The sequence below is a fragment of the Acidisoma sp. S159 genome, assembly GCF_009766125.1.
GTDB lineage: Bacteria > Pseudomonadota > Alphaproteobacteria > Acetobacterales > Acetobacteraceae > Acidisoma.
In genome coordinates, this window is record NZ_LMUG01000059.1 from 160,602 (window position 1) to 175,950 (window position 15,349).

16 protein-coding genes are annotated in these 15,349 nt (G+C 60.7%); 1 reads left to right on the forward strand and 15 read right to left on the reverse strand.

What is annotated here, in order from left to right; all coding sequences use genetic code 11:
* Nucleotides 1-293 precede the first annotated feature (293 nt).
* The 15 genes from GSQ92_RS17525 to GSQ92_RS17595 all read right to left on the reverse strand — a co-directional run bounded on the left by GSQ92_RS17525 (nucleotide 294) and on the right by GSQ92_RS17595 (nucleotide 14,414).
* Entirely contained in the window at nucleotides 294-509 is a 216-nt protein-coding gene (locus GSQ92_RS17525) for a hypothetical protein (protein WP_158805104.1), read from the reverse strand.
* A gap of 28 nt (nucleotides 510-537) precedes the next feature.
* Nucleotides 538-813 carry an SDR family NAD(P)-dependent oxidoreductase gene (locus GSQ92_RS17530; protein ID WP_158805103.1) on the reverse strand — a complete coding sequence of 92 codons (276 nt, stop codon included), beginning with the start codon at nucleotides 811-813 and terminating at the stop codon, nucleotides 538-540.
* Nucleotides 814-870: 57 nt separating this feature from the next.
* Nucleotides 871-2,586 (reverse strand): IS66 family transposase, encoded by a 1,716-nt coding sequence (gene tnpC / locus GSQ92_RS17535; RefSeq protein ID WP_174247823.1) that lies wholly within the window; start codon nucleotides 2,584-2,586, stop codon nucleotides 871-873.
* A 68-nt stretch (nucleotides 2,587-2,654) separates the two neighbouring features.
* Complete coding sequence (gene tnpB / locus GSQ92_RS17540; protein ID WP_158805102.1) at nucleotides 2,655-3,002, reverse strand: IS66 family insertion sequence element accessory protein TnpB; 348 nt, start codon at nucleotides 3,000-3,002, stop codon at nucleotides 2,655-2,657.
* Complete coding sequence (tnpA, locus tag GSQ92_RS31455) at nucleotides 2,999-3,343, reverse strand: IS66-like element accessory protein TnpA (protein WP_159013783.1); 345 nt, start codon at nucleotides 3,341-3,343, stop codon at nucleotides 2,999-3,001. Before tnpA ends, tnpB begins: the two co-directional genes overlap by 4 nt.
* A 637-nt stretch (nucleotides 3,344-3,980) precedes the next feature.
* Nucleotides 3,981-4,670, reverse strand: coding sequence for a glycosyltransferase family 2 protein (locus GSQ92_RS17550; RefSeq protein ID WP_158802534.1), 690 nt, complete (start codon nucleotides 4,668-4,670; stop codon nucleotides 3,981-3,983).
* Nucleotides 4,658-5,725 (reverse strand): radical SAM protein, encoded by a 1,068-nt coding sequence (locus tag GSQ92_RS17555; RefSeq protein WP_216856866.1) that lies wholly within the window; start codon nucleotides 5,723-5,725, stop codon nucleotides 4,658-4,660. Before GSQ92_RS17555 ends, GSQ92_RS17550 begins: the two co-directional genes overlap by 13 nt.
* Nucleotides 5,722-7,074, reverse strand: coding sequence for a glycosyltransferase 87 family protein (locus GSQ92_RS17560; protein WP_159013784.1), 1,353 nt, complete (start codon nucleotides 7,072-7,074; stop codon nucleotides 5,722-5,724). The genes GSQ92_RS17555 and GSQ92_RS17560 overlap by 4 nt, the downstream gene beginning before the upstream one ends.
* Nucleotides 7,071-7,823, reverse strand: a complete 753-nt coding sequence (locus GSQ92_RS17565; RefSeq protein WP_158802531.1) for a DUF2064 domain-containing protein — start codon at nucleotides 7,821-7,823, stop codon at nucleotides 7,071-7,073. The genes GSQ92_RS17560 and GSQ92_RS17565 overlap by 4 nt, the downstream gene beginning before the upstream one ends.
* A gap of 648 nt (nucleotides 7,824-8,471) precedes the next feature.
* On the reverse strand, nucleotides 8,472-9,245 hold the full coding sequence (locus GSQ92_RS17570) for a molybdopterin-dependent oxidoreductase (protein ID WP_158802529.1): 774 nt from the start codon (nucleotides 9,243-9,245) through the stop codon (nucleotides 8,472-8,474).
* Nucleotides 9,242-9,925, reverse strand: coding sequence for a cytochrome b/b6 domain-containing protein (locus GSQ92_RS17575; RefSeq protein ID WP_158802528.1), 684 nt, complete (start codon nucleotides 9,923-9,925; stop codon nucleotides 9,242-9,244). The genes GSQ92_RS17570 and GSQ92_RS17575 overlap by 4 nt, the downstream gene beginning before the upstream one ends.
* Nucleotides 9,926-10,001: 76 nt before the next feature.
* A complete protein-coding gene (locus GSQ92_RS17580; RefSeq protein ID WP_158802527.1) occupies nucleotides 10,002-10,646 on the reverse strand; it encodes an NrsF family protein in 645 nt (214 codons plus the stop codon).
* Nucleotides 10,633-11,187 (reverse strand): sigma-70 family RNA polymerase sigma factor, encoded by a 555-nt coding sequence (locus tag GSQ92_RS17585; protein WP_254065572.1) that lies wholly within the window; start codon nucleotides 11,185-11,187, stop codon nucleotides 10,633-10,635. The genes GSQ92_RS17580 and GSQ92_RS17585 overlap by 14 nt, the downstream gene beginning before the upstream one ends.
* A 395-nt stretch (nucleotides 11,188-11,582) precedes the next feature.
* Entirely contained in the window at nucleotides 11,583-13,754 is a 2,172-nt protein-coding gene (locus GSQ92_RS30325) for an FAD-dependent oxidoreductase (protein ID WP_158802526.1), read from the reverse strand.
* Between the two features lie 3 nt (nucleotides 13,755-13,757).
* Nucleotides 13,758-14,414, reverse strand: coding sequence for a TQO small subunit DoxD (locus GSQ92_RS17595; RefSeq protein WP_158802525.1), 657 nt, complete (start codon nucleotides 14,412-14,414; stop codon nucleotides 13,758-13,760).
* Between the two features lie 320 nt (nucleotides 14,415-14,734).
* On the opposite strand from GSQ92_RS17595, the gene GSQ92_RS17600 reads away from it, so the two are divergent.
* Nucleotides 14,735-15,340 (forward strand): TetR/AcrR family transcriptional regulator, encoded by a 606-nt coding sequence (locus tag GSQ92_RS17600; RefSeq protein ID WP_159013786.1) that lies wholly within the window; start codon nucleotides 14,735-14,737, stop codon nucleotides 15,338-15,340.
* Nucleotides 15,341-15,349: the final 9 nt, after the last annotated feature.

Consider the following 15,349-nt stretch of genomic DNA (forward strand, 5'->3'; position numbering starts at 1 on the left):
TTTGCAGACGAAGTGGAAAACCCTACGACCGTCGAACATGAGGGCTTTCGTCAGGTCAGACGAAGATGATATTCGTCGATAACAGCCACTTCCTGGTGGAAGCAGCATCAGGCTAAAAGCTAGGCTTGTGCTGCGGTCCTCTTGGTATTCCAAGGTCACCCGATGCAGAAGGCGCACTTTAAACCTCACGAAGATCAAAAACTGTTTTAAAGCCTCTATTCCTCGTTGACACGCGATATTGGTGCGTCTCGCGTGTTGACCCCGACGAGGATCAATCGACTATGCAGAGTGCGCTACGGAGGAGCGCAATCCTTCCTATAGTAATGTGACCTGCTGATGATCCAGTGCTCAGCAAAAATCAGTTGGGTAGTGCCGCGCCATCTACTAAGTGCGGCTTCCTGACGATCAGCGGAGAATGCTACGGCTTTCTGCCAGCGGACCGCTTCAAGGCGTTCGGCGAGCGCTTGCTCGATGCGCTCGTAGGCGATACTGCCGAGCGCAAGCCTCAATGGGGCCGTTCCTCGTCAGCGGCGACGATCACGGCCGCGACAGTGCGTTGCGCATCGCCTCTGGCGCGAACGACCCGGATGTGATGACGCGGCGCAAGTCTGCGGCAGGCGTGGCGTCATAGGCGGCAAGCGGAACCGAGCGATCGACATTGGCGCCGACGCTTGTGGCAGTCGGGCCGGGTTCGGCGATGACGCGATCGATGCCGAAAGGGCCGACCTCCTTCGCCAGCGTCTCGACGAGGCCTTCGATGCCCCATTTCATCGCACGATAAAGGCCGAAGGCGGGATAGGTTGTCGTAAGCATCCGGCCTAAGCCGCAGGTAATCATGGTGGATCGTTTGATCCATTGGGCTTGTGTAGATCAAGCCGCGGCAGAGGCTGTTGCTGGTTTCCAGTTCCAGGGCAGTAGTTCGTCAAGGCGATGGGCGGGGTGAGTGGCGATACGGGCCAGGACGTCTGCCAGCCAGGCCTGCGGATCAATGTCATTCATCTTGCAGGTGACGATGAGGCTGTACAGGGCGGCCGCCCGTTGGCCCCCACGATCCGATCCACAGAACATCCAGGATTTACGTCCGAGAGCTATGCCGCGTAACGCACGTTCGGCGGCATTGTTCGACAAGCATACACGTCCGTTGCTCAGGAACAGAGTAAAGGCGGGCCATCGCTTCAGAATGTAATCGATGGCCTTGGCGAGGTCGTGAGCTGAAGAGAGCTTGGCGCGTTGCTCGCGCAGATAAACACGAAGGTCATCGACGAGCGGTCTACTCAGTTCCTGGCGAACCATTCGGCGTTCTTCGGCGCTTTTGCCGTTGATGGGTCTCTCGATGTCGAACAGTGCGTCGATGCGGCGCACGACCTCGATGGCAATGGGAGAGAGCACGATGGCCTTCTTCCCCGCGGCCTGTTGTCGGGCGTTCTGTTCGAGATCGGCCATCGCGAAGAATGGACGCCGGGCATGAACCCAGCACCCTGCTTCCAAGATGGGACCAGGACTTCGGTCCGTAAGGTAGAGTTTGCGGTAGCCCTCAAAGGCGTCAGCCTGAAAGAGCCCGACGTATTTGGCCAAATGCATCTGCGGATGCTCGCCTTTACGGTCGCGCGAATAATAGAACATCGCCGCGGGCGGTGATGATCCGCCGAAGGGCTTGTCGTCCTTGACGTACACCCAGCATCGACCCGTGTCGGTCTTCCCTTTGGCCAGGACCGGCACGGTCGTGTCGTCTCCACGCAGGCGTTCGGCCGCCATGACGTAAGCTTCGACAAGCCGAAGCACCGGTTCCAGTGCCTTACAACCCGACCCCACGGCATCCGCCATGGTCGACAGGCTGATCGGCACGCCCTCCCGAGCGTAGCGCTCGGCCTGCCGGTTCAAAGGCTGATGCTGACCGAATTTCTCGAACAGGATCATCGCTAGCAGGTTCGCCCCTCCCTCCGCTGGCATTCCACCGGCTAACGCCGGCGGAACCTTGGCCAGCTTCGCCCAACCTCTGGCGATTACATGGAAGGGGGCTGGGGCCTGGCTGATCTTCTCGCGGTCCCGGCAGGTAAACTTCTCCCGCACGGTCTCGATCACCTTCCATTGGCGGGGGATCGATTCCAGGGTCTTGGTCACGTCTTCGCCCAGCTTGCGCAGGCGGTTTCCGCCACAGCAGTCGCACGCGGTCGGCGGCTCAATGACCACCCGCTCGCGAGGAAGGTGTTCCGGAAAGGTATTCCGTTCGGGGCGCTGGCGTTTGAACCCCGTCACCGTGGTGACCTTGGCGACGGCGATCTCGGCGGCCAGCTCATCTTCGGTGGCACTTGCTTCCAGTTCCTCGAACTGGAGCGCCAATTGATCGATGAGAAGGGACGACCTCTCCGAGCGAGGGCCGTAGAGCTGACGCTCCAGCTTGGCGATCCGCAGCTTCTGGTGCGCGATCATGGCCAGGTCGGCCGACGCTTTGGCTCGGGCGACGGCGAGTTCAGCGGCTCCGACGTCACGCTCCGCAGTGACTTCCCGCATCTTGGCGCGCTCGATCGTCAGCGCGGCTTTCAGCGCGTCGATATCGTCCGGAAGGTCGGAAAAGGCGGCGTCCATGACCCCGATAGAATCATGAATTCGGGGTCTATGGTACTGTTATATGCCGATTTTAGCGCCTTTTTCGGCTATCCGGCGGATTGAGGTCGCCAGGTTTGCTGCGGGTTCCGCCAGTCGATTGCCTCCAGAAGATAACTCATCTGACCCGCCGTCAGCGCCACCACGCCGCCCACTGTTTGTGGCCAGATAAACCGGCCGCGATCCAATTTCTTTGCATAAAGTGATAGCCCGATGCCGTCGTGCCAAAGCGCTTTGATCAATGAACCGCTGCGGCCACGAAAGACAAAAATGTCTCCCGCAAATGGATCCCTGCCGAGCCCCTCCTGGACCAGCAACGCCAATCCGGGCATCCCACGACGCATGTCCGTGTGGCCGGTTGCGATCCAAATGCGCACACCACTGGCAATCGGAATCATCGCAAGGCCTGCAGCGCCGCCGTCACCAGCGTCGGGGATGCTTGGGCCCCGATCTTCAGCCGCGTCCCGCTAGCTAGTTCCACCGTGATCACCGTGGCGTCGGCCGCCAATTCGGAGCGTCCTGGCTCAGACGTTAAAACCGCCGGTGCGAAGGACACACCCGTACTCGCCATCGCGTGTCGTCTCCATTTGTAGATGAGGCTTGTGGAAACTTCGAATTGGCGCGAAACCTCAGCGACTACGGCGCCGGGGAGAAATGCCGCTGCCAAAATCCGACGGCGGTCCTCCAGGTTCCACCGACGTCGCCGTTCTGGGCCCGTCAGCAAAGTTATCTGCGGCATGCTGTGCTGCTATGAGTGCTCATAAGGATTCCTTACGAGCGCAGACTCACAAATAGGCCAAATCCCCGCAAGGCGGCCTTGAGCGCAGGCTTACAGGTTGTCTGACCGAACCGCCGCAATCACCGCACCAGGCCGCAGCGTCTCCTGCACTATCTGCAGCTTCTCTTCCTGCCCGCCACCGCCGATGCCCCTCCCGCCGCGTGCTCACTCTCAGCCGCAAGAGAAGTCGAACGACCGTCGCTCGATCGCTCGGTTCAACTCTCAGAAACCAATATCTCTTCCGTGACCACGAGGGTTGTCAATTCCCGCGCCAGCACGCAAGGCCCGATCATATGACGCTTACGAATAACGCAAAGAGCATTGTTTTCGGACTGCGCACGTCCAATCAGGAAGTTCATTGCCGGAGAGCCGATAAAGGAAGCCACGAGAAGGTTGCCAGGGTCGTCGGTTGCTTTGATGTACAGGATGGCTCGCGGCTCTGTAGCTCGTGACGCAGACAGAAACTCGCTGCAGCGGAGCGCGCATAGCCACAGTGCCATCAAAAGTGACGCGAGTTTCCCTTCGAGCTCGCGTGGTAGGTGTCATCGAGCGTCGTATTCGACCGCTCCATGCTTTGCGTGACCGTCGTCGCGTATTTCTAAGGGCGTGCCACCGCAATACGAAGGAAAGTGGCAACGATTCTGCCTCCGGCCGTCATCGTACCGCGAAGTGAACCGGCAACTTTCGACTCCCCAGCCGCGCGACAACGATAAGGCAGCGGCACCTCCAGGATGCGCAATCTGGACTGCGCCGCCCGCATTTGCATTTCAATGTTCCAGCCATAGGTCATTTCGCGCAGATCGAGCCGCTCGAGTACCGACCTATTAATGGCGCGGAACGCACACATGTCACTGTAGCTGGCATGGTATAGCACGCCGATCCCGAGACCTGCGACGCGACCGGCAAGAACCTGATGCCAGAGCATGGATCCGGGCTCGCGCACGCCGCGCGTGCGGGAGGCGAGCACGAAATCATGCGAACCCCTCAACACCGGACCCGCGATGCGACCGATAAGGTCGGCACGATCGGCGCCGTCCCCGTCAAGAAAGACAATCACTCTGCACGCCGGATCGGCGCTCGCGGCCGCCGTTGCGCAGGCGCGGCCGTATCCTCGGCCGGCATCGATCACCCGCGCGCCGGCCGCGATTGCCGCCTGCTGTGTCCCGTCGGTGCTGCCGCTATCCGCCACGATGATGTCCCGGGAGAATTCACGCGGAATCTCCCCGATGACGCCGGCGATCGCTCCGACCTCGTTCAGGGTAGGAATGACGACGGCTACAGGCTCCATCGCATTCCGCAATTCTGGCAAGGCGCGGGTGGCGCATCGGACAGCAGCGAGTTGCGGAAACCGCTATAGGCCGGGCTGTTCCAGATCTCGCGCAGGCTCTGTTGCGTCGCATCGCCAAGCGTGTAGTTGCTGTAGCCGCGGACCGAGAAGGGAGCGATGCAGCATGGCAGCGCACGGCCATGCGCCGTGAAATACATCAACGACCAAGGCCGCCTACAGGTCGCCCAGGGCTGATCGTCGGACTGACGCTTGAGGCTCATACCGGGTTCGGTGGCCCCGGAGGCATCAAGCGTCACGCCGAGCTCCAACCCGATCCCCTGCGCCGCCGCAATGGCCGCTTGCTCCTGGGCCTGTGTGTTTTCGAACAGTGAGCTTTCGGACCGCGCCATGCCGTAGCCCTGTTCGTCAAAGACGAGCCTTTGGAGGTGGACCTCCTTCACGCCCATCGAGGCCGATAGACGAACGAAGGCGGGCAGTTGATCGACCGTCTCCTTCAGCCCTGTCAGCCACAGAGACACGCGTGGCGTCGTAGCGCCCATCTGTGACTGGTAGGTGATGAACTTGCCGACGTCGCGGACGATCCGGTTGAAGTAATCCTTGCCGCGCACCTTGGCGTAGGTCTCGCGGTCCGCGGCGTCGAGCGATACGCGCAACTCGTCGAGGCCGGTGTCGATCAGCTCCTGAAAGCGTTTCGGCTGCATAAGCGTGCCATTCGTATTGAACAGCACATAAGTTCCGCGATCCTTGAGATAGCGGATCATGCGCGGCAGATCCTTCACGAGCATCGGTTCACCGACGCCATGCAACACGACACGGGCGACCTTGGGCAGCTGATCGACGATGCGGGTGAAAAGCTCCCAGCTCATGTCGGCGGGCGGCTCAAGCGTCTCGAAGGTTCGCGGACAGGTCTCGCACAGCAGGTTGCAGCGGTTCGTTACCTCCAGATAGAGGCAGACGGGCGGTGTTTCGGCGACAGAATTGCGCTTGGCGTCAATCCCTTCGAAATAACGCCTGGGGTCATGACGCGTGGTGGAGACCGCGGTCTCTTCCATCATGGAATACTCCCTTCAGAAGAGGCGATGGCCCTGCGGATGGGGTCGTGGCGGCGCCACAAGGCGACAAGGGCGAGACCCACGGCCGGGCAATAGATCAGGCAGGGCCAGTAGAAACGGTCCGCAAACGGATCGATGTAGAGCAGAACGGGGGCCGCCGAGAGCCAGAGCACGGCAGGCAAAGGTGCCACGACCGAAGGCAAGGCCAGCCAGGCGAAATACCAGGTATAGTGCGGGCTGATGATTGCGGTGACACAGGCCGCGAGGATCGCGGTATCCCGGCACAGCCGCACGACATCGCCGCCCGTGTCGGTGGATTTGCCGCGCAGGATGAGCAGCGCGACCGCGCCCAGGCCGATGGCGGCGCCGGTCAAGTAGATCATGGCGGCGTCGGGCGGCAGGGTGAAGAGGTGGGCCAAGCCCGTCAGCAGCCAGAACCCGCCGCCACTCGCCAGCCCTTCCTCCGATCTGTACGAGGGCAGGAAGCCAAGAACATGCGCCCCAGCGGACAAATAAAGCCCATAGAGCAGGGCGATGACGGCAACCCCCGCAATGGCAGGCCGCCAGAGCGTGCCGCCCCTGAGAAAGGCCGGTGCTGCGACAATGGGCAGGAATTTGACGAGCGCCGCGCAGCCGAGCAGCGCACCCGCGACCCCATCCCACCGCCGAGCGCGACTGAGTAAAGCGAGGCCGAGTAAGCCCACTGCGACAGCGTCGACATGGCCATCAAGCGCGAAGGACCAGAGCACGAGGGGGTTCCAGGCATAAATCAGCACCCGCTCAGGCGGTAGCTTCGCGAGCCCGAGGAGCCGCAGTAGGCAAAGAACGGCGATCACCTCGCAGAGGAACATTGCGAGCTTCATGGCGATGACGCTGTCGCTGATGCGACCCATGGCTGCAAAAAATACCTGCGCCATCGGCGGGTAGATCGTGCGCGCATAGTTTGCGCGGTTGATGTTCGGGTAGATTGCCGTGTCGCGCAGTCCCGCCAAAGCCGGGTCAGCGGGGATATAGCGGTAGGGATTGATCCCCGCCGCCTGCACGCGCCCATCCCAGACATAGCGATAGATGTCGCTCGACAACAGCATCGGCGCGGGCATCAGCACAGCCCGCATGACGAAGGCCAACCCGAGCACAACCCAGATGGCCTGCTGCGGCAGGCGATGCCGCAACACGAAACGGACGGTCACGAGATAGACGACGACCGCAGCCATGAGGAAGGCCACGAAGACGTCCGTCCGTACCTGCGATCCCACTGAACGAGCGCCGGGCGTGTGCAGAGCCAACGCGCCGAGTGTAAGAGCGAACAGAGTGCCCCCACCCAGTAGCAGCGTGAGAAGACCACGCCTCATCCGGCAACGCCGATGGGCTCAGGTTGAAGCAAACGTATCCTCAGACCGAGCTGATCGATCGTGGCTTTCGTCGCGGGCGCGGTATCGTCCAGGGTGTCGCGGAGAAGCATCTGAAGCGACTGCACATCGTCCACGTCATACCAAGGCTCGAGTTCGACAAGCTCGAGACCAAGGCTACTGGCGCGCGCCCGTGTGGCATCGGCGACAGATTCGCTGCTCCAGGCAATGTCTCTGAACATTGCCGCGTGAGGCGCCTTCAAACCCAGAAGGTAATATCCACCGTCATCCGCGGGACCGAGAACCGCGCGGTCTCCGGGGGCAAGCAGAAGTTCAGCAGCTTGCACGAGCAGCCGGGGCGGGAGAGTAGGACTGTCGGAATTCAAAACGCAGGCCGCGACATGTCCCTGGGAAAGCATTCCTTCGATGGCATGTAGCAGTGATCGGCCAAAGCCGTTGACGCCCTCTTTCGTGATCGGTGAACCGTCTGCCAGGAGAAGCGCGGTTCCGACAGCGAGACACCCGTCAAGTAGAATGTCGGCGCCGCTAGGCGCGTAGGCAGCATAAGCAGAGATTGCGGCGGACCGGGCGGCAAAGCTGATAGTCTCGGTGGTATCACGCAGGAAAGCCGCGCTCAGGGCCGCAGCCTCCTCGGAACGCAAAGGCGGACATAGCCGTGTCTTCGAGAGACCTGCTTGCGGCGCCTTTGCCATAACGCCGATGGCGCAGGTCAATCTCTTAGGCACAGACATATTCCGCTCCATCGGTTGCGGGCATAACCTTGTTCGTGTTCGAGCGCATCGCGGTTACGACCTCTTCAGAAAATTCGAGCGTCGGTCGGCCTGCCCGGCGCCCCATGAATATCATCACTCGCCCGTGGCATGTTCTCGACGAAGTCGTCGGCAGGCGCAATCTTGGATACACCGTCTCTCAATGAGACGGCTTGGCGAGCCCGACTCTGATGATTGTGTCTTGCGGAACAGGCGTGGTCCCAGACGCGGTGAACGTCGGGAATCCCGCGAGCTGTTTCGGTGTAAACGCGACAACCTCCATATCTTGACCGACCAAGACCATCGCATCGACCGGCACAGCGATCTGTCGCGTATCAATGCCGAGAAATCCTCCGAAACTCATGACGATCTTTATAGTCCCATCACCCGCCCTCACCACTGCCCGCACGTGCCCCAGAACTTGCTGACTCGCAACTGGCCGCAGGACGTCCTTATGAATCAGATCACCAACCCGGACAGGCTGCGGGAATCGCATGGCCGTAGATTCGGCGAGGCTCATACCAGGCGGAGGTGGCATTCCGCCAGGCGTCGTGCTCTGAGCATCAGCTGGCGCGGTGATCGGAACAAGCGCCACACATAGCCACAATAATCGGAGGACTGCCATCTGTGTCAGATCCCGGCGAACCAGGGAAAGCCCTTCTTTTCCCAGAAGCCGCCGGGATAGGTGTTTGTTACCTCGAGCGCGGTGATCCATTTTGGGTTCTTGTACCCAAGCTTCGTCGCCATGCGGAGCCGCACCGGGTATCCGAATGGATCGGCCAAAGTCTCGCCGCCATATTTGATCGCGAGCAATGTCTGCGGATGGAGTGCGGTCGCCATGTCGATACTGCTGGGATAGTCGTCAGCAGTCTTGAACGCGACGTATTGGGCCCGCAGATCGGCTCCGACGCGTTCGAGGAAAATGCGAAGGGGAACTCCGGTCCAACCGCCGATGTAGCTCCAGCCTTCCACGCAGATATGCTTGATGACCATGGAGCTTTGCGGCATGGCCTGTAGATCCCGCACTGTCCAAGGGCGCTTGTCGGCGATGAGCCCTGACAATTCCAACCGCCAGGTCTCTCCGTTGACCGGCTTCACATCCATCACATCGTAATAGGCATTGAACTTCGGAGGCCTCAGGATCATCGAAGACGGGTAGGTGGGTGCGAGATGGTTCGGATCAAACAGAAGGGCTTGCACCTCATCGTTCATCCGCGAGATCGCGCGCAGCGCGGCTTGCACTGACGCCGGCCGCTTCACATCGCATCCCGTCAGCATGACAAGAGCGCCAAGAGAAAGGCCGCCACGAATCAGTCCTCGCCGTTCAAGTGACCTAATAAGCGGGCGATGATTGTCGAGAACCGCGGCGTCTGGAACATTATCCGGCCGGAAGGGTGATCTCATGATTTAACCCCGCGCTGGACACGAGTAGATGGTTTAACGCGCGGACCGCCCTGGAGCATCGCCCATAGCGTTTTCGGTACGAGGAGTGCGAGTGCGACGTGGACGGCCACGAACCCGACGATCACGGCCATTCCAATGAAATGAAGAACCCGAGCCGACTGAAACCCACCCAGCAGTGACACCAGACCGGAGAATTGGATAGGCTTCCAAATGGCCACCCCGGTGACCACCTGCGAGATACCAGCGAGAATCACGATGATGTAGAGCAGCTTCTGCACCGCGTTGTAGACGGTGAGGTCCTCGTGAGCGATCTTGAAGTGCAGCGTTTCGACGACGGTCTGGACGACTTCAGCCGGCCGGATCGGCAGGAGCCGCTCGCGAAAACGGCCACTGACAATGCCGTAGATGAGATAGATGAGCCCATTGATCGCGAGAAACCACATTCCAGCGAAATGCCAGTTGAGGCTCCAGGCCGCCCAATCGCCGAGCCTCCAAAACGAGCCGAAAACAAAGCCACGGATGATGGGGTCATCGTCGTATATGCCCCAGCCCGAGGTGATCATGATCAGCATGACCGCCGCGTTGATCCAATGCATGATCCTCACCGGCAGTGGATGGAGGCGGCGGCCGGCCGGCGCGGCGCGCACCGCAGTGACAGGGCTTGTCTTCGCCTGACTCATCGGCCGAACCTCGCTCCGATTGGGGGTGATTGCGGCGATGCGATCGCGTGACGCTGGTCACGTGGCCCTGCGCCGCTCACCATCTCGACAACTTCAGCATCGCCGCCCGGCTCATTGCGGTGACGATTCCACAGCCGACGGTGTACCAGACGGCGATATAAAGAGGATCATCCGATGGACAGGCAAACACAAAGACAAAGGCGCCCCACGCGGCGGACGCCAATCCGGCAGCGAGTGCGGTGCCAGCTCGGTCGGTTGGCGCTCCCAGCCGAATCAAGGTGGTAAACGCGATTGCCGGCGGGATCGATAGTGCCACCATCTTCCATACGCATTGCACACCATGGGCCCAATCCAATCGGGTAATCAGGTCCGACAGACCATAATGCGCGGCGTCGATAAGCCAGCCGCTCGCGATGATCACGGCGACGCAGGCGAGCATCCAGCGTAGGCCTGCCCGGGGCGAGCGTACGGGGTCGATCGAGATGATGGCGACCCCAGCGCCAAGCACTGCAATAAGGCCCGTACTCGCGAGCTTCCACCAAAAAGAAGGTGCCGCCATGGCAACGGGCATGTCGGGCCGCATGAAACCCATGGCCAGGAAGGCGGCAAGTTCGACGAGACCTAGAATAAACAGGACCGCCGCTTCGCGGAGGATGCTCCGCGGCCTGATTGGCCGGAGATCTGCGCTGAGCCGCTCAACCAGAGATTCAATCCGCATCATGCGCCTTTCGGATGGCGGACGTCAGCCGATTGATCCCGCGATGAATATTGACCTTAACAAGCGACACGGATTGACCGCTCGACTTCGAGGCCTCCTCTATGCTGTAACCTTCTATCTTCACAAGCCTGATGACTTCGGCCTGCGCCGGCTTGAGGCTTGCGAGCAGGCGTCGAAACGTCGATTGAGCGACAACAGTATCCTCGTGATCCGGCATTCCCAGATTTTCGTTTAGGGGTTCGGACGCTTCGCGCTTCCTGGATCTTAGCCGGTCGATCCATTTGTATCGTGCTATGGCTGCGAGCCATGGCCCGAATGGACGTGACCGGTCGTAGGTATGTCGCTTTTCGTGGATCGCCAGCAGCACGTCTTGAACGGCATCGTCGGTCGCAGCGGCGGGGAGACGCCGAAGATAGTACTGGCGAAGCCAGGGTGTGAGTTCGGCGAGAAGCCTCCGATAAGCATCGGCATTCCCATCCTGCGCGGACGCCATCATGCTCCCCCAGTCTACCTCCAGTGTGGCGGCGGCTCTCGGATTCACCATCCGAGCCACGTCGAACCAAGGTGGCAACCTGGGCACCGTTGCACTCGACAAAGGTCCCACCTTTGAATTCCCATTGCAGCATTCGGGTTGGACCTGCCCAGAGTTACACCAAAGCAGGCTGCGTCTTTACAAAATACACTCAACGGCTGGGGCCGCAATGGAGGCTGCGGGATCCGGCGATTGCGTCGAGGCGCATTTTTGTCGTGACGCCCACCGGGGGGGGCTTCTGGGCTCAGAAGATCCACAATATCCCCACATTGCTGTTCCGCCCCACCGGGCACCCTCCGCCTTGGTGAGATATGGAGGGGCCAGATCCTGGGCTGTGTGAAGCCAAGTGCAAGTTTTAGAACGGGCAAACTAGAATGGCCAGCCTAAATCAGGCAAAGTAGTTTGGATCAATCCTGATCCACAGTTCGAAATCGGAACGATTGCGGATCTGCGCTGGTCGCCTCTTCCGTAATGAGTCCTGTACTGCGGCGGTAGGTCAAATAGGCCCAGAGCCAGTTCAGCATGACTGCGGCCCGGTTACGCCCTCCGATCAGGAACATGAGATGGGCGATGCCCCAGAACCACCACGCTGGCGCACCCCAGAGGCGAAGTCTGTTGAGCTCCGCGACCGCCGCCAGCCGCCCAATGGTTGCGAGGTTGCCATGGTGCCGATACCGAAAGGCAGTCGGCGCGGGCTGGCCCCTGATAGCCGCGCTGATTACGCGGGCGACGTGATGGCCCTGCTGCTTAGCGGCGGGGGCCAGCCCCGGTACTAAGGCGCCGGCCCAGCCCTGCGACGCCGCGGTGTCGCCGATCGCGAAGATCCCAGGACACCCGGGCACCGCCAGATCGTGACCGACGACAATCCGGCCTGCTCGATCGCTGGCCTGATTGAGCCACCTGGCCGCAGGCGAAGCAGTTACTCCCGCCGCCCAAAATGTTGTTCGGGCAGCGATGCGCTCGCCATTTATCTCGACCCCTTCGCTATCGATAGCAGTGACCTTCGCACCTGTCCGAACTTCGACGCCAAGGTCGCGCAGGGCTCGTTCCGCGCGCTGCGAGAGCTGCGGTGAGAACGATGGCAGGACGCGGGGCGCCGATTGGACCAGGATTACCCGCGCCGTCGCGGGGTCGATGGTACGATACTCTTGATCGAGCCCCGTGCGGGCCAGTTCCGCCATAGCGCCAGCCAACTCGACGCCCGTCGGGCCACCGCCGACAATAACGAAGGTGAGCCAAGGCACACGGTCGCACGGATGCGCTTCGCTTTCGGCTTGTTCGAAGGCGCGCAGCATCCGGCTGCGCATCGCTGTTGCATCTTCGATGCTTTTCAGGCCAGGCGCGTGGACCGCCCAATCGTCCCGCCCGAAATAACTATGCTGGGCGCCGGTCGCAATGATGAGGTAGTCGAACCCTATGCGGCTCCCAGTCAGGAGGACTTCTCGAACAGCGATGTCCACGCCGACGACATGTCCGAGCCGAACAGCGACGTTGTCTTGGCCGCGTACCACGCTCCGGATGGGGATCGCGATATCCGCCGGCGACAAGGCGGCTGTCGCCACCTGATAGAGCAAAGGCTGGAACAGGTAGTGATTGCGCCGGTCTATCAAAGTGATGCGGCAGCCGACCCTTCGGAGCGAACGTACTGCAGCGATTCCGCCGAATCCTCCTCCGACAACGACGACGTGCGGAGCCTCGCCCCTCGCCTGCCCTCCGGAACGAAGGCTGCCACTGATCCATCTCGCTAGGAGACGGTCGATCGAGATCCTCCCCGCCCCTCCTGCCGCAATGAGCAACAGGAGGAACATTACCCCGACGGAGTCGACCATAGCGCCAGACGGAACCATGAGGGGCGCCAGGCTGCATAGGATCAGGGCCGTCAGCCGAGTGGCCACCCCAGCTATGAGCATCCAGGCAAGAAGGATTATCCCCCACGGAGCGGTAATCAGCTCGCCTGAAATAGGTTGTGGCCACATAGCGACGCCGGACCCACCAGCGATAGCGAGGGCAAGATAAAGGCGTGTCCAGAGCGGCAGTATGACATCGGACAGGCGGTCGATCCTCGCGTAAAGCTGGCTGACGACCCTCACGGCTAGAATCGGCACATGCCCCAGGCCGTATCTAATTGGGAAATCCACGGACAACGAACCTGCGCCGCGAGCCACCAGCCAAATCAGGAGGATGACGTGGGGCCAACTCAGACCCGATCCGGCACCCTCGACCCCTATCCCGAGCAAGACGAAGAGCGCCACGGGGCGGGTGGCAAAACCCGCTGCGAGCAGAAGTGGATCGACCCCCTGCATCAGCGTGGGCCAGGTCGGAGGTGTCCGGATGACGCCTTCCGCCGACATCATCATCATCAGCCCGTGGACGAAGATCGTTTGGCTGAGCCAAATCCGCGCAACGAGAAGCAATACGGCTTGCGCGACAGTCCCTAGGATCCTCATCCATTGATCGCAGCCTGCTACGAACTCCAGCGCTATCCCGGCCTGCTCCTTGACCAGCATCCGGGTATGCGAGAAGGCCTTCCGGCCTGTCTTCGGAACCGCCTGGCGTCCGGCAAACGTGGGGTCGGACATCGACTAGGAGGCGAGCGCAAGCGCGCGCGCCACCGCCCCATCATACCGGAAGCCCGGGATCAGGCGCTTGGCGAGAAGATTATCGATACCGAAGCTGCGGCCCGCTTGGCTCGCTGCGAACATGCCATGCGCGCAGATAATGCCGACATAGGTCCACGGCCATTCCGTCGGATCGTTGTAGAGTCCGATCAGCAGGTTGAGGGTGAACAACGCGGCCACGATGCCTGATAGCCTCACCATGAAGCCAAGCATCAACGATGCCGTGAAGAAGACCTCGAGCAAATAGACGGCCGGCTGCACCAGGGCGATATGGTCAACGAAGATCTGCATGAACGCCGCGTGGAGATGAAACGAGCTGTATTTCGCGGTGGAACCTAGCCAGTAGTGGAATCCCGTGGAAACCGGCAGCGGCAACTTCCATAATGTTCCGAGGTACCACATGCCGGCGCTCACCACGCGCATACAATAAATGCTGATGTGCGTGGCCGTGCGCTGCGACGAATCTAACCGCCAGTTCGCGAAAAAGACAGACAGGCTTCCAATGAGAAGAGCCCAGTAGAGCGCGACGGTAAACCAGCGCAGTGCGCCAAGACTGAGCTGATCCGGTATTCCCCCGATCAGGAACAAGAGGAAGGTGTGGAGCGGATTATCAGGCGTCATGGCTATTCACCAGGGTTATGATTGTCATGTTCCTTGTGTTCGAGGTCGCACCCTGATTGGTTACTTGTCATCGCCGATCACCCACGCGTAACCGGCAAACCACCCCCGCGATCATGTTGGCGACGGAAAATGTAACGTTGAAGCTGTTGCCGCGTAGCCGACGGGCACGAGTTCCCTGAGGCCGCCCCGACGCGCGGGCCGAGGCGTTCCGGACTTGAATTGCTCATGCCCCGACGTCTTGTTCTGGTTTGAGCGCTTTAAAATGACACAGGGCGCCAGATTTGACAGTATGCCAGCCGAGTAGCTGCGTGGAGGACAGGATGGCACGCCCGAGAGAATTTGACGAAGAGGTTGTTCTTGACGCTGCGATTCAGTGTTTTTGGAATCGCGGCTTTGAGGCGACCTCTGTCAAAGACCTGATTGAAAGAACTGGGATCACAGCCGCTAGTCTCTACAACGCCTTCGGTGACAAGCGCTCAATCTACCAGGCCGCCCTCGACCACTACGTCGAGATCAGTATTGGAGCACGCATACAGCGCTGCGAAACACTTCCACCTCGTGCCGCGATTGGCGCGTTTTTCGATGAAATTCTGCGCCGGTCACTCACCGACAAAGAGCACAAAGGCTGTCTGTTAGTAAACTCGGCTCTGGAAATGGCGCCCCACGATCCGGAGTTCCGGAAGTCAATCGCGCGAGTACTCAGACGCATCGAGGCTTTCTTCCTCGGCTGTGTGGAGAATGGTCAGGCGAACGGCACCGTCTCACGCTCGACCCCCGCTGAGGCTCTCGCTCAGCATCTCTTGGGCGTGCTGATGGGTCTCCGCGTCTTGGCCCGGGTGCGCCCCGAGCGTTCCCTCCTGGAAGGCGTTGTAAGCACGGCATTGATATCGCTCGAACCCCGAGATAGGATGACCGGGCAGGCATAAGTTCGTCCG